Source organism: Chromobacterium sphagni, assembly GCF_001855555.1.
Classification (GTDB): domain Bacteria; phylum Pseudomonadota; class Gammaproteobacteria; order Burkholderiales; family Chromobacteriaceae; genus Chromobacterium; species Chromobacterium sphagni.
On record NZ_MKCT01000001.1, the window covers coordinates 1,239,722 to 1,262,803 of the forward strand.

The 23,082-nt window shown below is 66.5% G+C and carries 19 protein-coding genes; 2 read left to right on the forward strand and 17 right to left on the reverse strand.

Translation table 11 applies throughout. The annotated features are described in order from the left end of the window. Positions 1-153: 153 nt before the first annotated feature. On the forward strand, positions 154-900 hold the full coding sequence (locus BI344_RS05920) for a TlyA family RNA methyltransferase (protein ID WP_071112091.1): 747 nt from the start codon (positions 154-156) through the stop codon (positions 898-900). A gap of 6 nt (positions 901-906) precedes the next feature. Here the strand turns inward: BI344_RS05920 and BI344_RS05925 are convergent, their stop codons facing one another. The 6 genes from BI344_RS05925 to BI344_RS05950 form a co-directional block, all read right to left on the reverse strand. Beyond that, positions 907-1,383, reverse strand: coding sequence for a universal stress protein (locus BI344_RS05925; protein WP_071111978.1), 477 nt, complete (start codon positions 1,381-1,383; stop codon positions 907-909). A gap of 434 nt (positions 1,384-1,817) precedes the next feature. Next, positions 1,818-3,167, reverse strand: coding sequence for a glutamine synthetase family protein (locus tag BI344_RS05930; protein WP_071111979.1), 1,350 nt, complete (start codon positions 3,165-3,167; stop codon positions 1,818-1,820). Positions 3,168-3,286: 119 nt separating this feature from the next. After that, positions 3,287-4,897 carry a methyl-accepting chemotaxis protein gene (locus BI344_RS05935; RefSeq protein WP_071111980.1) on the reverse strand — a complete coding sequence of 537 codons (1,611 nt, stop codon included), beginning with the start codon at positions 4,895-4,897 and terminating at the stop codon, positions 3,287-3,289. 149 nt (positions 4,898-5,046) lie between these two features. After that, complete coding sequence (locus BI344_RS05940) at positions 5,047-6,447, reverse strand: DUF2252 domain-containing protein (RefSeq protein ID WP_071111981.1); 1,401 nt, start codon at positions 6,445-6,447, stop codon at positions 5,047-5,049. A gap of 245 nt (positions 6,448-6,692) precedes the next feature. Then, positions 6,693-7,058 (reverse strand): hypothetical protein, encoded by a 366-nt coding sequence (locus BI344_RS05945; protein WP_071111982.1) that lies wholly within the window; start codon positions 7,056-7,058, stop codon positions 6,693-6,695. Positions 7,059-7,152: 94 nt separating this feature from the next. Beyond that, positions 7,153-7,629 carry a WbuC family cupin fold metalloprotein gene (locus BI344_RS05950; RefSeq protein WP_071111983.1) on the reverse strand — a complete coding sequence of 159 codons (477 nt, stop codon included), beginning with the start codon at positions 7,627-7,629 and terminating at the stop codon, positions 7,153-7,155. 374 nt (positions 7,630-8,003) lie between these two features. On the opposite strand from BI344_RS05950, the gene BI344_RS05955 reads away from it, so the two are divergent. Continuing rightward, the gene (locus BI344_RS05955) at positions 8,004-8,924 is read left to right on the forward strand and encodes a retropepsin-like aspartic protease (protein WP_071111984.1); all 921 of its coding nucleotides are present in this window, start codon (positions 8,004-8,006) and stop codon (positions 8,922-8,924) included. A 183-nt stretch (positions 8,925-9,107) separates the two neighbouring features. Here the strand turns inward: BI344_RS05955 and BI344_RS05960 are convergent, their stop codons facing one another. From BI344_RS05960 to BI344_RS06010, 11 genes are all read right to left on the reverse strand, one after another. Beyond that, a complete protein-coding gene (locus BI344_RS05960; protein WP_071111985.1) occupies positions 9,108-10,367 on the reverse strand; it encodes a glutamate-5-semialdehyde dehydrogenase in 1,260 nt (419 codons plus the stop codon). A 93-nt stretch (positions 10,368-10,460) separates the two neighbouring features. Next, the gene (locus BI344_RS05965; protein ID WP_071111986.1) at positions 10,461-12,053 is read right to left on the reverse strand and encodes a mechanosensitive ion channel family protein; all 1,593 of its coding nucleotides are present in this window, start codon (positions 12,051-12,053) and stop codon (positions 10,461-10,463) included. Positions 12,054-12,153: 100 nt separating this feature from the next. Further along, positions 12,154-13,338, reverse strand: coding sequence for a cyanate transporter (locus tag BI344_RS05970; protein ID WP_071111987.1), 1,185 nt, complete (start codon positions 13,336-13,338; stop codon positions 12,154-12,156). A 12-nt stretch (positions 13,339-13,350) separates the two neighbouring features. Beyond that, positions 13,351-14,151 (reverse strand): alpha/beta fold hydrolase, encoded by an 801-nt coding sequence (locus tag BI344_RS05975; RefSeq protein ID WP_071111988.1) that lies wholly within the window; start codon positions 14,149-14,151, stop codon positions 13,351-13,353. A gap of 87 nt (positions 14,152-14,238) precedes the next feature. After that, positions 14,239-14,754, reverse strand: a complete 516-nt coding sequence (locus tag BI344_RS05980; RefSeq protein WP_071111989.1) for a MarR family winged helix-turn-helix transcriptional regulator — start codon at positions 14,752-14,754, stop codon at positions 14,239-14,241. Between the two features lie 39 nt (positions 14,755-14,793). Next, positions 14,794-15,201, reverse strand: coding sequence for a lysozyme inhibitor LprI family protein (locus BI344_RS05985; RefSeq protein WP_071111990.1), 408 nt, complete (start codon positions 15,199-15,201; stop codon positions 14,794-14,796). Between the two features lie 91 nt (positions 15,202-15,292). Beyond that, a complete protein-coding gene (locus BI344_RS05990) occupies positions 15,293-16,945 on the reverse strand; it encodes an acid phosphatase (protein WP_071112092.1) in 1,653 nt (550 codons plus the stop codon). Positions 16,946-17,045: 100 nt separating this feature from the next. Beyond that, positions 17,046-17,474, reverse strand: coding sequence for a DciA family protein (locus tag BI344_RS05995; RefSeq protein WP_071111991.1), 429 nt, complete (start codon positions 17,472-17,474; stop codon positions 17,046-17,048). A gap of 117 nt (positions 17,475-17,591) precedes the next feature. Further along, entirely contained in the window at positions 17,592-18,905 is a 1,314-nt protein-coding gene (locus BI344_RS06000; protein WP_071111992.1) for an ABC transporter ATP-binding protein, read from the reverse strand. Between the two features lie 10 nt (positions 18,906-18,915). Next, positions 18,916-20,655, reverse strand: a complete 1,740-nt coding sequence (locus BI344_RS06005; RefSeq protein ID WP_071111993.1) for an ABC transporter permease — start codon at positions 20,653-20,655, stop codon at positions 18,916-18,918. Positions 20,656-21,016: 361 nt separating this feature from the next. Continuing rightward, the gene (locus BI344_RS06010; RefSeq protein WP_071111994.1) at positions 21,017-23,062 is read right to left on the reverse strand and encodes an alkaline phosphatase D family protein; all 2,046 of its coding nucleotides are present in this window, start codon (positions 23,060-23,062) and stop codon (positions 21,017-21,019) included. Between the last annotated feature and the right edge of the window lie 20 nt (positions 23,063-23,082).

Genomic DNA, 23,082 nt, shown 5'->3' on the forward strand with positions numbered 1-23,082 from the left:
AATTGTTTTTTAGATTAACATTATTAGCATTTTCTTGTAAACCTTTGCGGCGCAATTGGCGCTATCGCGGCGGCGCAGCGCGGGCGCTTGACAGCGCCCGGCGGCTTCTCCACCCTGTCGCGTTTCATTGCCAAGCCGCCGCGGGGAGCGCGCATGATCCGAATCGATATTTTGCTGGTGGAACAAGGGCTTGCCGCGTCGCGCACCGCCGCGCAGAACCTGATCGCCGCCGGCCGCGTCAGCCACCAGGGCGTGGTGGTGGCCAAGCCCAGCCAGAAGTTTCCGCCGCACGCGGAATTCGCGGTGGTGGCCGATGCGGCGGACCGCTATGTGTCGCGCGGCGGCCTGAAGATGCTGGGCGCGCTGAAAGCCGCCGGCCTGAGCGTCGATGGCTGGAGCGCGCTGGATGTCGGCCAGTCCACCGGCGGCTTCAGCGATTGCCTGCTGCAATCCGGCGCGCGCCGGGTGGTGGGGGTGGATGTCGGCCACGACCAGTTGCACCAGCGCTTGCGCGACGACGCGCGGGTGCGCTATTTCGAGGGCGTCAACGCCCGCGCGCTGGACCACGCCGCGCTGCTGGCGGCCAATGATGGCGACGGCTTCGACCTGATGGTGTGCGACGTGTCCTTCATCTCGCTGAGCCTGGTGCTGCCGTCGGCGCTGCCGCTGCTCAAGCCGGGGGCGCGGCTGCTCAGCCTGGTCAAGCCGCAGTTCGAGGTGGGGCGGGAGGGATTGTCCAAGGGCGGCATCGTCCGCGACGCCAACCTCTATCCGCTGGTGCAGGACAAGATCAACCGGGTGCTGGCCGAGCAGAACATGCGGGTGCTGGCCTGGTTCGACAGCCCGATCAAGGGCGGCGACGGCAACCACGAGTTCTTCGTGCATGCCGTACGTCGCTGAGCGGGATCACTCCACGCTGATGTCTTCATCTTCCTGGCTGCGCACGATCAGCAACGGGCAGTGGCTGCGGCGCAGCACGTCCTGGGCGAAGCTGCCCATGAACAGGTGGGCAAGGCCGCTGCGGCCGTGGGTGCCCAGCACGATCAGATCGGCCTGCTGCGCGCGGGCATAGCCTATCAGCAGGTCAGCCAAGTCGTGGCCGCCTTCCCAGCTTTTCTCCAGATGGCTGAGCACATTGACGAGGCCGGCGTTGCGCGCCAGTTGCTGCGCGCGCGCCAGCGCCTCCTGGCCCTGTTGCAGCGCCAGGTCGTAGCCGGGGTCGCCGGCGTAGACGCCCAGGCTGTCCACGACCAGATCGCGCAGGCTGGCGATGTGCACCAGCGTCAGCCGGGCGTCGCTGAACTTGGCCAGACGGATGGCCTCGTGCAAGGCTTTGTCGGAGTTGTTGCTGCCGTCTATCGCGGCGATGATGTGGCGGTACATCTGCAGCTCCTTCGAGAAACACCAACTTGGTGGGATGCCTTCAGCATAACCCGGCTTGACTGGCGGCGTCTCGCCGGGAGTGAGCAGGAGTGTTGATCCAGAGCAATCAAGCGAGTGTTGCCCTGCAGTTGGAGACGCATGCAATTGGATTGCCGTGTCGGCAGCCACCATATCCTCTTTGGCCTGTGCCGGCAAAACAGCCTTGGGGCAGGGGCTTTAAGCCGCAGTTTTTTTGATCGGCGGCTTCCTGACGCAAGGCTGTTTTGTCGGGGTTTCTCGGGCCGCAGGGGGCGCCTGGGGTGGTCAGGGGGCTGGCGAGAAGTCCCCTGACCCGTTCGGCGGGCGGAACCGCCGTGGAAATCATCGTCCGCGCAGCGGACTCCATCGCCTTTGCATTGGCGGCTCCAGACGGTTGCCAAACGCCATGCCTGCGATCAGGCCAGCAAGCCCAGATACTGCCGCTCCCAGGTGGTGACCTGGCGGTGGTAGTCGTTCAGCTCCACCTCCTTCACCGCCAGATAGGCGCGGCAGAAGTCGGCGCCGAACAGCGTCTCGCCTATCTGTCCCGCCGCCATCGAGGCGCAGGCGGCGTCCAGCGTGGACGGCAGGCTGGCGGCTTGCTGCTTGAACACATTGCCGTGCGCCGCTTCGTCCGGCGTCAGTCGCTGCTCGATGCCGGCCAGGCCGGCCCCCAGGCTGGCGGCCAACGCCAGGTAGGGGTTGGCGTCGCAGCCGGGCAGGCGGTTTTCCACCCGCCGCGCCTCCGGGCCGGACACCGGCACCCTGAGGCCGACCGAACGGTTGTCCAGGCCCCAGCTGAGGTTGACCGGCGCCGCCATGCCCTTGACGAAGCGGCGGTAGGAGTTGGGATTGGGGCAGAACAGCGGCATCAGCTCGGGCAGGTAGCGCTGCAGGCCGGCGATGAAGCCGAAGAAGGCCGGGCTGGCTTCGCCGCCTTCCTGGCTGAACACATTGCGGCCATGGCGGTCCACCAGGCTCTGGTGGATGTGCATCGAGCTGCCGGGCTGGCCGGGCAGCGGCTTGGCCATGCATACCGCGCTCAGGCCGTGGCGGTGGGCGATTTCCTTCAGCGCGGTCTTGAACAGGAAGGTGTGGTCGGCCAGTTGCAGCGCATCGCCGTGCTTGAGGTTGATCTCGAACTGGCTGGGACCCATCTCGTGCACGCAGGTGTCGGTGGCGATGCCCAACAGCTCGCACGCCTGGTACAGCTCGTCGAAAAAGGCCTCCAGTTCGCCCAGCGCGGAAAAGCCGAAAGCGTCGAAGCCGGTTTCGCGCCGGCCGCAGGGCAGCGCCGGCGGCTGGAATGGCTGGGCCGGGTCGCCGTGGGCGGCGAACAGGTAGAACTCCAGTTCCGGCGCCACGATGGGGGTCCAGCCGTGGGCGGCGTAGCGCGCCAGCAGCTGTTTCAGGATGGAGCGCGGCGCCAGCGGCGACAGGCCGCCGTCGTGGTCGACGCAGTCACAGATCACCAGCGCCCGCGGCGTCTTGGCCCAAGGAACCAGACGCAGGGTGTCATAATCCGGGACGAGCGTGACGTCCGGATCGTGTTCGCCATAGAAGCTGTAATCGGGGAATTCGCCGATACAGCTTTGCAGCGGCACCGCGCGGGCGATGCGCAGCTGCTGGCCCTTGATGAAGGCCGAAGCGGGCAGGGTCTTGCCGCGGGCGAAGCCGTGGACATCGGCGAAGGCGAGTTCCACATCCCTCGCTTTGCTGTGTTGCAGCCATTCGATGCGGCCTGCCGGCATGCGGGCATCAGACATACTTTTCTCCACTGAGCGTGCTGGGTTCCTGTCCGTCCTCAGTATTTTTCTTGCTGTCATGGAGCTTTTGCCCGCATCCATTATGCCAGTCGCAACGGCGACGGCAAGTGCCGCGACGCCTACAGCCGGAAGCGGCCCACCGTCCGGTGCAGATTGGCGGCCTGCTGGTCGATGTCGCGCACCGCCTCCACCGCGTTGCTGACCGAGTTCTGCGTCTCCTCCACCACGCCGGCCACCTGTTCCACATTGCCGGCGATATTGGTGCCGGCCTGGCTTTGCTCGCCCATCGCCACCACCACGTTGTGGACGTTTTCCAGCGCGCTGCTGGCCTGGCGGCTGATGGACTCCAGCGTCTGCGCCGCCTGTTGCACCTGTTCCACGCCGGCCTGCACCGCCGGGCGGATCTGATCCATGTGGCTGGACACGCTGCCGGTTTCGCTGATCACCGCCTGCACGATGTTGCTGATTTCGTCGGTGGCGCTGGCGGTGCGTTCGGCCAGCTTGCGCACCTCGTCGGCCACCACCGCGAAGCCGCGGCCCATTTCGCCGGCGCGCGCGGCCTCGATGGCGGCGTTCAGCGCCAAGAGATTGGTCTGGTTGGCGATGTCGCGTATGGTTTCGGCGATGCTGCTGATGCTGCGGCTGCGCTCGGCCAGCTGCCCCACCATGTCGCTGGCGCTGTGGATCTGGTCGGCGATCTGGCGGATGCCGTCGGCGGCGTTGCCCGCCAGCGTCTTGCCTTCGCCGGCCAGTTGCGCGGTGTCGCGCGCGCCGTTCTCGGTGTCGCGGGTGCTGGCGCTGACGTGGTCTATGCTGACCGACAGTTGTTCGATGGCGGCGGCGGCCGAGGTGGTGGACGAGCTGGCGATGCCGGACACCTCATGCACCTTGTCCATGTCGCTGGACAACTGGCGGCAGGATTGGTTGATGCTCTGGGTGGCCTGGCCTATCTCCTCTATCATCCGCCTGAGCTTGCCCTGCATGTCCTGCATGGCGCCGAGCAGGCTGCCGGAGCCGCCTTTCACCTCTATGGCCAGGCTGAGGTCGCCGTCAGCGATGGCCTTGACCACTTCGGCGGCGTAGCTGGGCTCGCCGCCCAGCGATTTCAGTATCGAGCGCGACATCCAGCCCACCAGCGCGCCCAGCACCACGATGCATAGCACCGCCACCAGCAGCAGCGTGCGCGCCTCGCTCCAGAACAGCTGGTCGATGTCGTCGATGAAGATGCCGGTGCCTATGGTCCAGCCCCAGGGGTCGAAGCGGAACACGCCGTTGAGCTTGGGGAATTCTTCCGCGCCGCTGCCGGCGCGCTTGGTCTGGATGGTCAGCACGCCGTAGTGGTCCTGCTGCATCGCCTCCTCGTAGGCCTGCACCGTGGTGCGGCCATCGGGCAGCTTGCTGCCCATGTCCACTTTGCCCACCCGGTCCTTGCTGGGGTGGAACAGCACCAGGTTGTCGCGGTTGCGGCCGAAGAAATAGATGTCGCCCACTTTCAGCGCGGAGAGCGCGGCGATGGCCTGGCGCTGCGCCTCCTGGCGCGGCATGCCCTTGGCCTCCTGTTGCTGGAAGTGGCTGAGGCTGTTCTCCGCCATTTTCAGCAGATGGACGATTTGCTCGCGTTTTTCCTGGTGCAGGGTGGCGCGGGTGGAGAACAGCGCCACGGTGGCGATGCCTAGCAGCGCCAGCAGGCTGGCGGCGATGATGATGATCAGGCGGGTATTCAGCTGCATTTTCAATACTCTGATGGGGTAGGAACAAGCCGCCTGGCAGGCGGCGATGCCCGCTATGACTGCAGCGGCGGGCATCGACTGGATTATGCGTTTCTGTGGTTACAGTCTAGTTCAGAGTAAGAAAATCAAAATTGGAAGTTTCCCTTATGTCAACGTGTTGCCGGCGCGCACGGCAAACGGCCGCTCTGGATGGCGGCGTCGAACAGCCGGTAGTCCGCCTCCACCTGGTCGGCATAGGCCTGGGCGTAGTCGGCCAGCGCCTGGTCGAACTTGTCGCTTTCGCCCAGATAGCCGGCGATTTCGGCGGCGCAGCCGCCCGATTTTGCATGGGCGCGCGCCAGCGTCCAGGCGCAGGCCTGGCCGTAGCTGGCCAGCTCGCCGGCGCTGGCGAAGGTTTCCAGCGCCGGCGCGCCCTTCATGTCGCGCAGCTGGCGCATGTAGAAGTGGCGGTCGTCGGCGCTGTGGGTCCAGCCCAGGAACAGGTCGCTGGTCGCCTGCATCAGGCGTTGGCCGAACACCACCCGCTTGCCCTGGTTGCCGTGCACGCACTCCTGGGTGAAGGCTTCCAGCACCGATGGCCTCGCCTCTTTCAATTGCAGGAACAGCGGCTGGTCGTAGTCGTCCTGCAGCAGCAGCACCAGGCAGCGGGTGCCGACGCTGCCCACCCCCACCACCTTGAAGGCCACGTCCACCAGGCGGAAGCGCTGCAGCAGTTCGCGGCGGTCTTCCTTCAAGGTGGCAATGTAACGGTTCAGCATGCCCTGCACCTTGGCCAGGCTGTCGTCGCCCAGCCAGTCGTCGCAGGCCGCTAGCGGGCCGCCGGCCTGGTCCAGGTGGAAGATCACCGGCGGGTTGTCGCGCAGGCGCAGGCCGCCGTCCTCGTTTTCCGTCATCTTGGGCAGCAGCCGTTCCTGGGTCTGGCTGCGCGCCTTGTCGGCCACTTTCTGCAATTGCTGGCGCGTCGCCTCGTCCGGCGCGTGCGACAGCAGCTCCTCGAAGCCCACCCGGCAATACCACAGTTCCAGCTGGCTCATCTGCGAGAAGGCGTGCAGGCGGCGGCGGTAGGTTTCGGCGAGCCGCAGCACGGTGGCGCGCGCCTCGCCGGCATTGAAGCCGCGGCTGCGCGAGGCCAGCACCAGGCTGACAGCCAGTCGTTTGACGTCCCATTCCCACGGACCGGGATGGGTTTCGTCGAAATCGTTGATGTCGAACACCAATTGCCGCTCCGGCGAGGCGAAGAAGCCGAAGTTCATCAAATGGGCGTCACCGCAGATCTGCAAGCGAAGGCCGCTATCGGGACCGGCGGCCAGATCGGCGGCCTGGATCATCGCCATGCCGCGGAAGAAGGCGAACGGCGAGGCGCGCATGCGGGCGTAGCGCAGCGGTGCCAGCGCCGGCACCCTGCCCTGGGAGGTGGACTCCACCAGCGCCACCACGTCGCGGTCGGCCGCCAGGTGGCAATCGGCCTGGCTGGCGCGGGGACAGCTCTGGCGGCGTGCCTTGCCGTCGGTGTAGTGCTGGTCGTACTTCGGGTGGGAGGCTGCTGGCATCGGATGCATCCATGGTTGGGCGGTAAGCCGACAGTGTAAACCGCGGCGGCGTTCCGCGCCGTCTGAGCGCTGTCAAGTTTGTCCACAGCTTGTTCCGGAACTATCCACACTGTGCACAGGTGCTTGTGGATGGTTTTTTTATCCACAGATCGGTCACGAAATGTCACGATTTAAGAGTGGTTTTACACAGAGTTATCCAGTTTTATCCAGACTATCCACAGGAGGGAAGGGTTTTTCCGACTTGTTCACAGCTTCTTGCCGCTGCAGCTGTGGATCAGCCGCTTCCAGGCCGGGCTCAGCGGCAGGCCGTTCAGCTGGATTTGCAACCGGCTGCCATCAGCCTGCGGCAGAATCTCGACCCGGGTGCCGGAGGCGTCGCTGGCCGGATTGCGCATCGCCAGGCTGTGGCTGCCATCGCTGGCGTCGCGCCGTTCGATGAAGTCGTTGGGGATGTGCAATTTTTGCAGGCCCTGCTGCAGGCAATCGGTCAGTTGGGCGGGCGGGCGGGATGAGTCGAGCGCGGGGCCGGTGGTGGCCGCGCGCAGCGGCGTGGTGCAGGCGAGCAAGGGCAGGGACAGGACAAGGGATAGCAACAGGCGGAACTTCGGCATCGGTGTGGCGCTTCTGGCTGAGTGGCGATGCCTTGTTGGTGGCCGGCGGGCGGCCGGGGTTCCGGCTGCCCGCGCGGCAAGATGTTAAGCGATATTACGCGAAGCGTTCGCCCGGCTGCGCGCGGCGCAGGAAGGCCAGCATCCCGGCCACCCGGGCGTCGCCTTCGGCCGGCGACCATTCCGCCAGGTCGGTGGCCGGGATCGGTTGATAAGGGCCGCGCTTCACTTCGAACACCACGCTGCCCGGTTCAAGCGACACCACCGAGTGCCAGGTGTTCGCCGGCGCCTCGAACACGCGCACGCCGCCTTCGCCCAGGCGGTAGCGGGCGACCACGGTTTCGCCCGCGGCATCAAACTCGATCCAGTCCAGCGCGCCGGATAGAACGATCAGCAGTTCCGGGCTGCCCGGATGGCGGTGCGGACGGACATAAGTGTCCGGCTCCATGGCGATGGCCAGGCGCTGGATAACGTCGTCCAGCTCGCTATGGATATTGTGGTGGGCGCGCAGGCGCGGGGCACAGGCGGCCTGGGCGGACAGCGCGGCGAGGTCTTGGTTGTTCAGGGTTTTCATTTTGACAAGGCGGGCGTGAAAGCAAAGCGCGATTATGGCGCGAAACGCCTTGAACGTCTTGTTTCCGAATGCTTATCGATAATCGAGAATATTTTGCGATGACTTGAAATCGATGACCTTGGCATCAATATCTGCTTCCTACCATTTGCTTGCTAATTATCAGGACGCGGCTGATGGCGCTTGTCCGACCGGCCGCCCGAGGCCGGCATCGGAGAAGGCATCGGACCTGTGCTGATCCCGCGATGGCCGCTGCGGATTTTCGCCGCGATTCACACCAACCGGCCTACCTTCAATGGCTAGCCAAGCCAAGCGGCTGTTGGCCTGGGGCCGGCCAATAAAAAAGAAGAGGAACATTGATGAAAGCAAAGACATCGTTGCTGGTTGCGCTGGCATTGGCGACGCTCGCCAGCACTGCGTCGGCGCAGCCTGCTCCGGCTGCCGCGGATCAGCCGCAGATCCAGGCCGCCGTGCCCGTGATGCCGCAGGCCAATGGTTTCGTCGCGGTAACCGCCCGGCTCAACGGTATCGAAGGACGTTTCTTGCTCGACACCGGAGCGCGCATCACATGCGTCAGCCGTACCCAGGCGGCTCGCTTTGGCCTGGAAAAGGATGGGGAGGTCAGCAAAAGCAATGGATCGGCAGGCGCAACCTCGGTGAAACAAGTCGCCGGCAATCGCCTGGAATGGGGCGGGCAGCCGGCGGCCAGCAAGCTGAAAGTCTATCTGACCGATTTTTCCGCGATCAACCATGGCCTGGCGGAGGATGGCGTGGCGGCTGTGGATGGCGTGATTGGCATGGACGTGCTCCGGACGCAGCATGCGGTGCTCGATTATTCCAGGCGACAGTTGCGATCAGGCAATGCAGCCATGCCATCCGCTGAGTATGAGGTGTTGCCGCTCAATCCGATCGGGGACGCGCAGTTGACGGTGGAAGGGACGATCAACGGGGTGAGCGGCCGCTTCGTCCTCGACTCTGCCGCCGGGGGCACCTTGTCCACCGACGATGCGCATGCGGCCAAGTTCCACCTGGTCAAACAGCCCGGCAGCGGCAAGGTTGAGGGCATAGGCGGCAGCGTCGACAGCAATATCTATCTGCTGGACCGCCTGCAGCTGGGACCACGATTCGTGATGAGGCAGGAGAAGGTTGCCACCTTTGATCTGGCAGGCATCAACGCCGCGCTCAAGGCTAAGGGGGAGGAAGAGGTGGATGGTTTGCTGGGCGCCGGCGTGTTGAACCGGGGGGAGGCAATTCTGGACATGGGGCAACTGCAGTTGCAGCTTAAATCATCGATGTGATCATGCGGCCGGCGATGTCCGGCGTACCGCCAGGCGCCGCGGATGCGGGTTCGAGGGAAGGTCTGCGGCTTGCTCAGACCTTCCCCGCGAGCAGGATCTGCATTTGCGCCCCTCTTTCCCAATCCCGTCCCAAAGAGGGCCAGGCGCGGGGAGAGGGGCGGCGGGGCAGTTTAAGACGCCGACTTACTGCCGGATCTGCCCATCCCCCAGCACGATCCACTTCTGGCTGGTGAGGCCGGTCAGGCCGACCGGGCCGCGGGCGTGGATCTTGTCGGTGGAGATGCCTATCTCCGCGCCCAGGCCGTATTCGAAGCCGTCGGCGAAACGGGTGGAGGCGTTGACCATCACGCTGGCGGAGTCCACCTCGCGCAGGAAGCGGCGCGCGCGGCCGTAGTCTTCGCTGACGATGGCGTCGGTGTGGTGGCTGCCCCAGTGGTTGATGTGCTCGATGGCTTCGTCGATGTCCTTCACCACCTTCACCGCCAGGATGGGCGCCAGGTATTCGCTGGCCCAGTCATCGTCGGTGGCGGTCTTGACCTGATCGCCCAGGATGGCGCGGGCGCGCTCGCAGCCGCGCAGCTCCACGCTTTTTTCCCAGTAGGCCTCGGCCAGCCGCGGCAGGATGAATTCGGCGAAGGCGGTGTGCACCAGCAGCGTTTCCATGGTGTTGCAGGTGCCGTAGCGGTGGGTCTTGGCGTTCAGCGCGATGCTGAAGGCCTTGTCCGGATTGGCGGTGTCGTCGATGTAGACGTGGCAGTTGCCGTCCAGGTGCTTGATCACCGGCACCCGCGCTTCGCTGCTGATGCGGGCGATCAGGCCCTTGCCGCCGCGCGGCACGATCACGTCTACGTATTCCGGCATGGCGATCAGTTCGCCCACCGCGGCGCGGTCGGTGGTTTCCAGCACCTGCACCGCTTCGGCCGGCAGGCCGGCGGCGTTCAGCCCCTCGTGCACGCAGGCGGCGATGGCCTGGTTGCTGTGGAAGGCTTCCGAGCCGCCGCGCAGTATGGTGGCGTTGCCCGATTTCAGGCACAGGCCGGCGGCGTCGGCGGTAACGTTGGGGCGGGCCTCGTAAATGATGCCGACCACGCCCAGCGGCACCCGCATCTTGCCCAGCTGGATGCCGGACGGGCGGTAGGCCATCTCGCTCACTTCTCCCACCGGGTCGGGCAGCGCGGCGATCTGGCGCAGGCCGTCGGCCATGGCCAGCACGCCATTGGCGGACAGCGTCAGCCGGTCCAGCATCGCCGCGTCCAGGCCGGCCAGGCGCGCGGCGTCGAGGTCCCGCCGGTTGGCGGCCAGCAGTTTGTCCTGATCGCGGACGATGGCGTCGGCGATGGCGATCAGCGCGTCGTTCTTCTGCCTGGTGTCGGCGCGGGCGAGCAGGCGCGAAGCCTTGCGCGCGGCCTTGCCCAGCTGCTGCATGTATTCTTTCACGTTCATGACGGATGGCCCTGTTTGCTCTCGTTTTTCAGATTGGTTCCAGCTTAAACCAAAGCGCAGCCTGCGGCCAGAGACTGTCCGCGTACGGATTGGCTATTGTCGGGCAGGCGGCGCGCGCCAGCGTTCGGGCGGCACCACCACCGGCTCTGCCGGCTGTTCGGTGAAGTGCGGCGACAGGATCTGCACGCCGAATTCGTTGAAGGCGTCCAGGATTTCGCCGTGCAGCGCGTCGCGCACCACCGGCGGCTGGTGTTCCGGCAGCGCGCGCAGCTGCAGCTCGTATTCGATGTAGAAGTCCTGCAGCGACAGCTTGCGCACCTGCGGCGCGCAGGCGGGGTCCACCCCCGGGCAGCGGCGCGCAGCCAGCTCCAGCATGGCCTGCACCTGCCGCCACGGCGCGTCGTAGCCTATGGTGACGCGGGTGGAGATCATGGCGCCCGGCCCTTCGCCGTGGCGGCTGTAGTTGCTGACCTTGCCGCCCACCGCCACCGCGTTGGGAATGGTGATTTCGTAGCCCTGGCTGGTGAGGATTTTGGTGGACAGCGCCGACAGCTCGCTGACCGTGCCTTCCACCTCGCCAAGCTGCACATAGTCGCCGCGCCGCAGCGCGCGGGCATAGATCAGCACTAGGCCGCTCATCGCGTGGTTCATCACGCCGGCCGAGCCCAGCGTCACCATCAGGCCGAAGAACACGCTGACGCCCTTGAAGGCGTCGCTGTTGGCGCCCGGCAGGTAGGGGTAGGCGACGATCAGCGCGAACAGCCACAGGATGACGGAAGCCAGCCGGCGGGTGGCGCCCACCGTTTCGGCGTGCAGGCCGGGCAGCTCCAGCTGGCCGCGCTCCACCGCGCCGAACAGCAGCGCCAGGCCGCGTCCGATCAGCCGCGTCAGCAGGAAGATCACCGCCACGGTGGCCAGCCCCGGCAGCGCCGACAGAATGTCGTCGGCGATGGTCGCCAGCAGCTGATAGAAGGAGTTGCCCAGCTTGCGCCCCAGCGGCCGGGTGTAAGGGAAGAGTCCCAGGGTGTAGCTCAGCCACATATAGCCGGCGAACAGCGCGCACAGCAGCGCGGTGATGTCCACCAGCTGGCATTCGGCGGAGCGCAGGAAATGGCGCAGGTCGAACCTGCCGCTCAGCCATGGCAACCGGCCTATCGGCTGCAGGTGCAGCCGGCGGCGCGAGGCGCTGCGGCCGCGGGCGATCAGATACAGCGCGCCGGCGAACACGGCGGCGGCCAGCAGCGCCAACAGCACGGACAGGGCGATCTGCCGCGGCGAGCGTTGTTCCAGCGCGGCTTGGCGCAGCTCGTTCAGTCTGGCCTGCGCCCGGGCGGCGGCCTGCTCCAGCGTCAGTTGGTCGCCGGGGTCGAGGTCGTCCTCCAGTATGGTGAACAAGGGCCGGCCGTGGATGCTGACGGCGATGCCGCGCAGATGGCTGTCGGCCAGCGGCGCGGTTTGCACCGGTTGCTGCAGATCGTCCGGCGTCAGCTCGCGGATGCGCTCCAAGGTGCGCTGCAGCCGTTGCTCCGGGCCGAGGCTGGCCTGATTGGCCAGAAACAGGAAGATCGGGCGGTTGTCCAGCACCAGGGTGCGGGCGCTGTCGGCCGGCGACGGGTTGGCGCGGGGCTCGGCGGCCAGCGCCGGCAGGCACAGCGTCAACAGCAGGCAGAAACGGATCAGGGCCATGGAATCTCCGAAAGAGCGGCGAGGCCGGCCCGTTTGGGGGGACGCGGCCGGCAATGCCCATATCATGGCACAGCCGGCCAGCGCCCGGCATCCCCCGCGCTCAGCCGCGCAGCATCGCCCGGCGATAGCCTTGCGGCGCGAAAGCGCTGGTCAGCAGCAGCAACAGCGCCACTGCGGCCGCCAGCGCCAGCCAGGCCAGCTGGAAGCTGGCGGTGAGGTCGCGCAGCCAGCCGGCGGCGAACGGCGCGCAGGCGGCTATCAGATAACCGACGCCCTGGACGAAGGCTGCCAGCCGCCCGGCGTCGCGGCTGTCGTCCAGATGGCCCAGCGTCAGGATCATGCTCAGCGGGAACAGGCCGCCCACGCCCAGCCCCAGAAGCCCCACCCACAGCAGCATCGGGCCGCCAGGCTGCGCCACCATGCCGAGCAGGCCGGCCAGCGTGCAGCACAGCGTCAATGCCAGCCAGCCGCGCAGATCGGCATGGCGGGAGGAGAGCAGCGGCAGGGTCAGGCCGGCCACCACCTCCATCGCGGTCATATAGCTGAGCATCAAGCCGCCTTGCTGGCCGCTCCAGCCCAACTGCACGAAGAAGGGCGGCAGCCAGGCCAGCGAGCAGGTGTAGACCGCGGTGCCCAGGCCGAAATAGCCGGCCAGCAGCCAGGCGCGCGGCAGGCGGGAAAAGGGCGCGGCCGGCGCGGCCTGAGACGCAGAGGCCTGGGCGGCGGGCGCGTGCCGCCACCAGAGCACGCAGGCCAGCGCGGCGGGCAAGGCCCACGCCGCCAGGCCAAGCTGCCATTGGCCGCTGTGCCGCGCCAGCCACGGCGCGCCGGCGGCGGCCAGCGAGGCCCCGCCCATGATGGCGGTGATGTAGAGCCCCATCAACAGCGATACCCGCTGCGGGAAGTGGCGCTTGATCAGGCCAGGCAGCAGCGCCTGGGCCAGCGCGATGCCGCCGCCGGCCATCAGCGCGGTGGCGAGCAGGCCGGCGTAGCTGGGGGGCCAGCAGCGCAGCGCGCAGGACAGCAGGATCAGCAGCAGCGCCAGCAGCACGCCTAGGCGCGCGCCCAGCAGGGCCTCCAGCCGGTGGCCGGCGAAGGCGCCGGCGCCCATGGCGGCGATGGGCAGCGTGGTGAGCAGGGCGGCTTCGCTGAAGCGGATGCCGGTGGCGGCGCGGATAGGCTCCAGCAAGGGGCCGACGGCGGCGAGGCCGGGGCGCAGATTGAGGCCGACCATCACGATGGCCAGGGTCAGGCCCAGCGGGCGGGCGAGTGGGATCGAGGACATGGGGGCTCCGCTTCAATGCGTTTGCAGGAAGGCCAGCAGGGCGGCGTTGAAGGCGTCGGCGCTGTCGATGTTGGCGACATGGGCGGCGCCGGCCAGGCTGATATGGCGCGCTCCGGGCACTTGGCCGGCCATCCATCGGCCCAGCTCCGGCGGCGACACCGCGTCGCATTCGGCGCTCAGATACAGGCTGGGAGCGCGGATGGCGGACAGGCGGCCGGAGATGTCGAAGCCGCGCAGTCCTTCGCACACCCAGGCTTGCGAGGGGCCGTCGGCCTGGGCCGCCTGGGCGTGCCATTGCAGATACAGTTGCCGGCCGGCGTCGCTGGCGCGGAAGGCGGCGTTGACATTGCGCGGCCAGCTGGCTTCCAGCCGCCGCAAGGGGCCGTCTTCGCCGCGCAGCGTCTGCTGCCAGTCGTCCAGCAGCGCCTGGGCCTCGGAGCCGGCCGTGGAGCAGAAGCTGTTGGCCACGGTCAGGCTGCACACGCGCTCTGGCGCGGCCAGCGCCAGCTGCTGCGCCGCCATGCCGCCCAGCGACAGCCCGACGACATGGACCGCGGCTATCCGCAGATGGTCGAGCAGGGCCAGGCAGTCCGCCGCCAGTTCGCATGCGCCGTGCGGCCGGCTCAAGGCGCTGGAAGCGCCGTGGCCGGCCAGGTCGGGCAGGATGGCGCGATAGCCGGCGGCGTTCAGCGCCGGCAGCTGCGGCAGCCAGGCGCGGCCGCTGTTGCAGATGCCGTGCAGCAGCAATGCCGGTATGCCGTCGCCGCATTCCATGTAGTAGAGCCGGCGGTCTTGATGCAGGTGGTAAGCCATCGTTTTCTCCTTGCGGCGCGGACGGCGGGCAAGCCGGGGGCGGCTGGCGCCGCGGCGTCAGGGGTGGGAAACAGGTGGAGGGAAGGATCAGCCGGTCGTTTCGCCGGGGAAGCCCTGCAGCCACTGCTTGAGCAGCGCCGCCAGTTGGGCGCGCTGTTCCGGCGCCAGCGCGGCGAGCGCGGCTTCCTGGGTGGCGAGGTGGGCTTCCAGCGCTTGGTCCACCAGCGCTCTGCCGCTGGCGGTCAGTTGAACCCGCATGGCGCGGCGGTCGTCTGGATGGGGTTGGCGCAGCACCCAGCCGGCGGCTTCCAGCCGGTCCAGCCGCTTGCTGATGGCGCCTGAGGTGAGCAGCAGGCTGGTGTAGAGCTCGGTGGGAGACAGCTGACCGTCGTCGCCTGCGCGGCGCAGCGTGGCCAGCACGTCGAATTCGCCGTCCTTCAGGCCGAAGCGGGCGAAGTTGTCGGCCAGGGTTTTCTCAAGGTGGCTGACCAGCCGGCCCAACCGGCCTATCACCGCCATGCTGGCGCAGTCGAGATCCGGCCGGGCCTGCCGCCATTGCGCGAGTATCAGGTCTATCTTGTCCATGAGCTCATCATGGCACATAACTATCTTCCTTGGAAGTTATTTCCCGAGAAGATAGTTTCAGTGCTGCTCGGGCATCAGCTTGGCCAGTTCGACGGCGCGCGCGGCGGTGGCGGCTAGCGCGCAGTCGGCGGCGGCCAGCGCGGCGGCGCTGCCGCCGGCGGGGTCGGCGTACAGGCGGCAGTTGGCGTCCCGGTAGCGCAGCCACAGCTGTTGCGCCTCACGCAGTTGCGGCTGGCGCGGCGCGGTCAGCGCGGCCATCAGCTTCTTGTAGTTGTCGTTCAGCAGCTTGTCCTGGCCGGCGTGTTCGGCGGCTATGCAGTCCTGCATGGCGGCGGTGGAGGCGGCTTGCTCCATGCACTGATCGTAGCTGCGGCTGTATAGCGCGGCTTCGTCGCCGCAGGCTTGCGCTTGGACGGACAGCAGCGCCAGCAGTATGGCGCTAGGGAGAAGGGGGAGGATTTTCATGGCGGAGCCCTGGTGCGGTGAAGGCAGCGAATATAGCAGAAACCAGCAAAAAGCCCGGCAGCGGCGGGCTTTTTGCGGCTATCTCGCGTCTTTAGAACTGCAGCGCGCCGGTCAGGTCGCCCGGCGGCTGGGCGCCGCGCTCGCGGAAGGCGGCGTTGCGCACCTTGACGCCCTCCAGCTCCGGCAGGCCGTGCAGGCGGCTGATGAAGCGGATGATGGAGGTGGTGTCGTAGAAGGTGTGGTCGACATGGCCCTTCTTGGCGAACGGCGACACGATGATGGCCGGGATGCGGCTGCCCGGGCCCCAGCGGTCGCCCTTGGGCGGGGCCACGTGGTCCCACCAGCCGCCGTTCTCGTCGTGGGTGATGATCACCACCATGTTCTTCCACTGCGGGCCGCTCATCAGGTGCTGCAGGATGTTGGCGACGTGGCGGTCGCCGCTTTCCACGTCGGAGTAGCCGGCGTGCATGTTGAGATTGCCCTGCGGCTTGTAGAAGGCTACCGCCGGCAGCTTGCCTGCCACCGCGTCGGCGATGAAGCGGTTGCTGATCGGGCTGTCGCCCAGGCCGCCGTCGCGCAGGTGCCGCTCGCGGGCCTGGGTGCCGGGCGCGAAGCTCTTGAAGTAGTTGAACGGCTGGTGGTGGTACTGGAAGTTGGGTGCGTCGGGGCCGCCCTTGCCGTCCAGCGCCGCCTGCCAGCTGCCGCCGTACCACGCCCAGTCGACATTCTTGCGCGACAGCAGGTCGCCTATGGTGTCGTAGGTCTGCGGCGGCAGGGTATTGTGGTTTGCCGGGTCGGCGTAGCGCGGGTCGCCGCCTTCGGCCGGCTTGACGTAGCTGGGCTGGAACGGCGGCGCCATGGTGTTGACCGCGTAGCCGTCCGGAGTGATGGCGCCGTTGTTGACGAACTTGGGCGGGCCGTCCATCGCCGAGCCGGGTTCTTTCACGCTCAGCCGGTGGCCCTGCGGACCGTCGTCCAGCACCGCGATCTTGCCCTTGGCCGGGCTGGTGGCGGCGTTGAAGTATTCCGGCGTGCGGGCCGAGATCAGGAACTGGTGGTTGAGGTAGGAGCCGCCGAAGGCCGCCATGAAGAAGTTGTCGCACAGCGTGTAGTGGTGGGCGATCTGCCACTGGTTGAGGTTCTTGGCGGTTTCGCCGTAGTAGCCCATCACCAGGCCGCCGGAGTCGGCCCAGGCGGCGAACTGGTTGTTCTTGCCGCCGTTGATCTGCATCTGGTTCTGGTAGAACAGGTGCCACAGGTCGCGGGTGACCACGGCTTCCGGCAGCGGCTCGCCGTCGGCGTCCTGCAGCGGGAAGGGGCCGTTGGGCAGGTTCTTGATCTTGTCTTCGTCTATCAGGTAGTACTTGCCGGCCACGGTCTGGCCGCGCTGCACCATGCCGCCCCAGATCTTGGGCAGGGTCTTCAGCGCGCTGCCGTCGCGGTCCAGTTGGGTACAGGCTTCGGCGCCGGCCTCGGCCAGCGGGTATTTCACGCTGGGGAAGTTGCCGTACAGGTTGTTGAAGCTGCGGTTTTCCAGGTAGATCACCACCACGTTCTTCACATGGTGGCGCAGCTTGGCGTCCAGGCCGGCGGAGGCCGCCGGCGCCGCTTTGGCGTTGTCGCTTGCGACTGCCGGCAGCACGCTGGCGGCGCCGATGGCGGCCAGGCCTTCGAACAGGCGGCGGCGCGACGGGTCTTGCGGCGTGGTTTCGTCTGGGGAAGTAAGCTTATCGGGGTCTGACATGGCGGCGGTCCTGTGTCCATTGGCCGGGTAGGAAAATTCAGCCGCCACTTTACTCCGCTTCGATGAATAGCTGAAGCCGTTCAGACGGTTTGCATGCGGCTCAGCCGCGGCGCTGGTGGGCGATCAGCCGGGCCAGCGCTTGGCGCACCTCGGCGTTGCCTATGCTTTCGGCGGCCTGCTCCATGCCGTCCAGCGCGTTTTCGCTGATGGCCAGCGTTTTGGGTTTTTTCGGCCGCACCAGTTTGAGCACCACTTTCACCTTGACCTTGCTGGCGAGATAGCCCTGCCTGGCCAGTTGCGGCAGCAGGCCGGGGGCGGTCATCCGCAGCCGGGCGGCGACGATGCCGTTGTCGGCGTGCAGCACCAGCTCGTCGTCGCGGATGCGCACCGCGCGGCAGGCTTCAGCCATTCCCTGCGGGATCAGCTTCTTAAAGGCGCGGTCCAGCGCCATCAGCTCGTTGGCGGCGGCGGTGAGGAGGGCCAGGTGGCTGTCCTGGCGGGTGATGTCTTGCAGCGGGCGTCCGTACATGGCGTGGGGCTGGGTGGGGATGCCCGATTGTAGCCTGTCCCGGCGGCTGGCCATAGCGCTAAAGCAAAACGGGCGCGCCGTTGCCGGCGCGCCCGCATGTTCCTTAGCGGGGAAGGTTTACAGCGCGCCTTCCACGTCTTCCAGGCTGAAGGTTTCGGTGTGGTCGTTATAGGAGAAGATTTCGGCGTAGCGGCCCCAGCTGATCACGGTGTCCAGCGTTTCTTCGGCCGCCTGGTCGGACAGCGAATCTTCCAGCTCCTGGGCGAAACGCAGCCGCGGCGCCCGCTGGCCAGGCCGCTCCTGCAGCACCTTGCGGATGTGGGCGGCCATCGGCACGTTGCGCAGCAGGTGCTCGGCGAACAGCACCTTGCGCTCCTGGGTGCCGTAGTCGGCGAACAGCTTGCCGGCGTTGGTCAGCAGCATGTCGCCGTCTTTCAGCTCGATGAAGCCCAAGTGCTCCAGCACTTCCGCCACCGGGAACAGGTCGTCCACTTCCAGCAGCAGCTTTTCCGCCACTTCCGGCATGTCGGCCTTGCCGAAGTACGGCTCCTGCGCGACTTCCTCGATCAGGCCGGCCATCAGATTGGTCGACACTTCGATCAGATGGCTGCCGATTTCCAGCGGCAATTTGTGCAGGGTGTGGGCGCTGCGGCGCGCGGTCATCAGCGCGTAGATGTCGTCCACCATCTTGCGGAAGGCCGGGTCCAGCCGGTTGCGGCGATGCGGGAACGGCACCTTGATCTCGGCCACCACCCGGCCGGGGTTGGACGACAGCACCAGGATGCGGTCGCACATGAATACCGCCTCCTCGATGTTGTGGGTGACGATCAGCACCGACTTGATCGGCAGCTGGCCTTCGCTCCACAGGTCCAGCATGTCGGTGCGCAGCGTTTCGGCGGTCAGCACGTCCAGCGCCGAGAACGGCTCGTCCATCAGCAGCAGGGTCGGGTTGACCACCAGCGCGCGGGCGAAGCCGACGCGCTGGCGCATGCCGCCGGACAGCTCACGCGGGTAGGCGTTCTCGAAGCCGTCCAGGCCGATCAGGTCGATGGCCGCCAGCGCGCGCTTGCGGCGCTCCTTGGCCTCCACGCCCAGCGCCTCCAGGCCGGCTTCGACGTTTTGCAGCACGGTCAGCCAGGGGAACAGCGCGAAGGTCTGGAACACCATCGCGACGCCCTCGGCCGGGCCGGTCAGCGGCTTGCCGCGGTAATTGACTTCGCCGCCGCTTTGCTGGATCAGGCCGGCGATGATGCGCAGCAGCGTGGACTTGCCGGAGCCGGAGCGGCCCAAGAGGCCGACGATCTCGCCCTCGTGCAGCGTCAGGTTGACGTCGTCCAGCACCTGGATCTCGTCGTTGCCCTTGGCGAAACCGCGGCAGACGTTCTTCAGCTTGAAGATTTCTTGTCCCGGGGTGGTGTTGTCGATACTCATGCTTGCCCCCTTAGTTGAGACGGAGTTTGTTTTCGGCGATGGCGTACATCGGGCGCCACAGCAGACGGTTGAACAGGACCACGAACAGCGACATCGTGGCGATGCCGAGCAGGATCTTGGGGTAGTCGCCGGCGGCGGTGGTCTGCGCGATGTAGGCGCCCAGGCCGTGGGCCACCACCTTGTCGTTGCCCCAGGATACGAATTCGGACACGATGCTGGCGTTCCATGCGCCGCCGGAGGCGGTAATCGCGCCGGTGACGTAGTAGGGGAAGATACCCGGCAGCATGATGGTCTTCCACCATTGCCAGCCGCGGATGCGGAAGTTGGCCGCCGCCTCGCGGAAGTCGTTGGGGAAGGCGCTGGCGCCGGCGATCACGTTAAACAGGATGTACCACTGGGTGCCCAGCACGATCAGCGGCGACAACCAGATGTCGGGGTTGAGCTTGAAGTGGACGATGAATACCACAAACACCGGGAACAGCAGGTTGGCCGGGAAAGCGGCCAGGAATTGCGCCAGCGGCTGGATCTTCTCCGCCAGCGCCGGGCGCAGGCCGATCAGCACGCCCAGCGGCACCCAGATCACCGACGCCACCACGATCAGCAGGGACACGCGCACCAGGGTGATCAGGCCCAGGCCTAGCACCCGCAGCACTTCGGCGACGCCGACTTCGCTGGCGATGAAATGGACTAGGGTGTAGGCGCTGTAGAGCGCGACCAGGCCGACCAGCAGCCACCACACCACGTCTATGCCGCGCGATACCGGGGTGTGCGCCTCGGAATGGATGCCCCTGGGCAGGCTGAGGTTCAGCCGCAGCCGGGCGGCGGTCTTGATCAGCTTGCCGAAGGGCTTGAGCAGTTGCTGGATGAAGCGGGTGCGCTGGATCAGGTTCAGCACCCAGGATTCCGGCGCCGACTGGCTGGCGGTGTCTTCCAGGCGGAATTTGTCGGCCCAGGCCACCATGGGCCGGAACAGGAACTGATCGTAAATCAGGATCACCACGGTCATGGTCAGAATCACCCAGCCGACCGCAGCCAGGTTCTTGTCCTGAATCGCCAGCGCCAGGTAGGAGCCGACGCCGGGCAGGGTGACGGTCTTGTCGCCGACGGTGATCGCTTCGGACGCCACCACGAAGAACCAGCCACCGGACATGCTCATCATCATGTTCCAGATCATGCCGGGCATCGAGAACGGCACCTCCAGCTTCCAGAACTTCTGCCATGGCGACAGGCGCAGGTTGACCGACACTTCTTCCAGATCGCGCGGCACGGTGCGCAGGCTCTGGTAGAAGCTGAAGGTCATGTTCCAGGCCTGGCTGGTGAAGATGGCGAAGATGGCGGCGAACTCGGCGCCCAGCACCCGGCCGGGGAACAGCGCCAGGAAGAAGGTGACGGTGAAGGAGATGTAGCCCAGCACCGGCACCGACTGCAGGATGTCCAGTATCGGCACCAGCAAGAGGCCGGCGCGGCGGCTCTTGGCCGCCAGCGTGCCGTAGATCAGCGTGAACACCAGCGCGGCGGCCATCGCCGCCAGCATGCGCAAGGTGGTGCGCAGCGCGTATTCGGGCAGATTGCCGGGGTCCAGCGTGATCGGGATGGTCTGCAGCGCGGTGATGGGCGCCCAGGTGGCGCGGATGCCGCTGGTGGCCATCAGCAAGAAGCCCAAGATCAGCGGAAACGCGATCAGATCCCAGCGATTGGGAATCAGCCGCCGGGCGGTGGCGGGCATGAAATGACGGACAGCGGTGGTCATCTGGCCTCTCCGGTTTTATATGATTGTGCCGGCGGGCCGCTGCCGGATGGCGCGGCGGCCCGCTTGTATTATGACAACTCTGGAACGGGAGTCGGCGCTGCTTGGCGGCGATGCGGAAAATCGCCGCGGCGGCGTCCGCGCAGCCGTTACCATGTCCGGGACGGACTAGAGAGCATTGTGTCGGTTTATTGCCGGGTATGCCCCGGCTCAGGGCATGGATGCTACCAGAGAAGGTATAAAACGATTGTGAAAAACCAGGATGGATCTCGGGTATTTTGTGACGAAATGTACTAGCGCAAATCTTTCCTGAAACCGCTGCCGGTCGGGTGGCCGGCGGCGGCGCGGGTTGGCGCGCGGCGTCTCAGAGCACGTTGACGGCGGGCGTGCCGGACAGCACCTCCACGGTCTGTTTGCTGACGGTGGCTGGAGACGGCGCCGTGCCCTTGGCCAGCTTGCCCATCTTGTGGAAGGTGCAGCTGAGCTTGGCCGGCGTCAGCGTCACCACTGCGTAGCCCTGGGCGTCGCTGTCGGCGTATTTCAGCCAGGGATTGAAGGTTTGCAGCGTGGCGGTGAAGGTGTTGACCACTTGGCCGTTGACGGTGGTATAAACCAGCGGCTTGGCCTTGGCGAAGGTCGGCACGGTGTCCACCACGTTTTTGAAGTAGCTGAACAGCGAGTTGCTGGAGATGCCGGCGGTGACCAGGTCCACCATCACCGGCGTCGGGCTGGCCAAGTCGAAATCGTCATACACCTGTCCGGCGAAGAAGGCATGGATGTCGCCGGTGATGCCCACCACGTTGCCGATGTTGTTGTTTTTCAGGAAGGCCATCAACGCCTTGCGCTCGGCGTTGTAGCCGTCCCACTGGTCGGCGTTGAGGATGTATTTGTTCAGCAGCATCGTCGGCGGCAGGTTGGCGTCCAGCGCCGGCTTCAGCGCAGCGGCGAATACCGGCGCGCTGATTGCGGCGCTGAAGCTGGCCAGCTGCGGCTGGGTGTTGGCGTAGCTCAGCACCGGGGTGGCGCCGCTGACGTCGGCGGCCTTCAGGTCCAGATACAGCGCGCCGTTCAGCTGCTGCTGTTGGCTGGGGCTGAGGTTCAGGCCGAAGTTTTGCGCTAGCGCCGGAGCCAGTCCCTGCCCCAGCATGCCGGCCACCGCCTGGGTGCCATCCACGCCCATGCGCAGCAGGGACACCTCGTTGCCCCACAGCTTCCAGGCGCCGGCTGCGCCCTGCATCTGCTGCTGCCACCAGATGCGCTGGCTGTCGCCGAGGATGGATACCGGCTGCAGGTCGCCGCCGGCCGCGGCGATCTTGGCGGTTTCGGTAGCCGATAGCAGCTCCTGCGGCACGAAGTAGCGGCTGCCGATATTGGCCAGGCCGGTGTTGGGCACCGAGTCCTCGGAGATGATGTGGTCGGCGCGGTACAGCCGCTGGTCGGTCATCACCAGCGTGGCTAGGTTGCCGAAGTTGAAGCTGCGGTAGATCTGGATGTTCTGGAACGAGGGATTGGACAAGTCGATGCTGACGTCCGCCGGGGTGTATTCGAACCAGGCCTGGTTGGCGTTGCGGCGGCGCGGCGTGTTGGGGGTGTCGCCCTCGCCCGGATAGTAGACCTGGCGGTCCTGCCAGCAGTCGTCGGAGAACTCGTGGTCGTCCCAGATCGAGATCACCGGGAAGGTGGCGTGCACCGCCTGGATGCGCGGATCGGCGCGGTAGCTCTTGTACAGGTAGCGGTAATCGGCCAGCGTGGTGGCATAGATCGCGCCGTCGGCGCGCACGGTGCCGTTGGGCAGGGTCAGCGGCGGGTGGCGGTTTTCGTTGCCGCCGGTCTGGAAGCCGGCGCCGACGGTTTCGTAGATGTAGTCGCCGACATGCATGACGAAGTCCAGATCCAACTGGGCGATTTCGTCGAAGGCGCCCCAGTGGTTTACGCTCCAGTCCTGGCAGGTGATGTAGGCGAACTTCAGCTGCGATGGGGCGCTGCCGGCGGCGGGCGCGGTCTTGGTGCGGCCGGTGGCGCTGACCGCGTTGCCGGTGAGGAAGCGGTAATAGTAGAAGCTTGCGGCGGCCAGGCCGGTGACCTTGTGGCGCACGGTGTAGTCCCAGCCCGGATCGGCGCTTAGACTCTGATTGACCAGCAGGTTGGAGAAGTCGGCTCGGTCCGACAACTGCACGGTGACGGCGAGCGGCTTGCTGCCGTCGCCGCCGTCGACGCGGGTCCACAGCACGACGCTGTCCGGGCGCGGATCGCCGGAGGCCACGCCCAGGTCGAAGCGTTTGCCGGCGGCGCTCAGGTTTCTGCCATCAGCGCCGTCGTCGCTGTTGTCGCCCATGCATCCCGTCAGACCGGCGCTGGCTGCCGATACCGTCAGAAAACTGCTCCACTTCAGAAATTGCCGCCTATCCATCGTTTCTCCAGAGGTTTTAT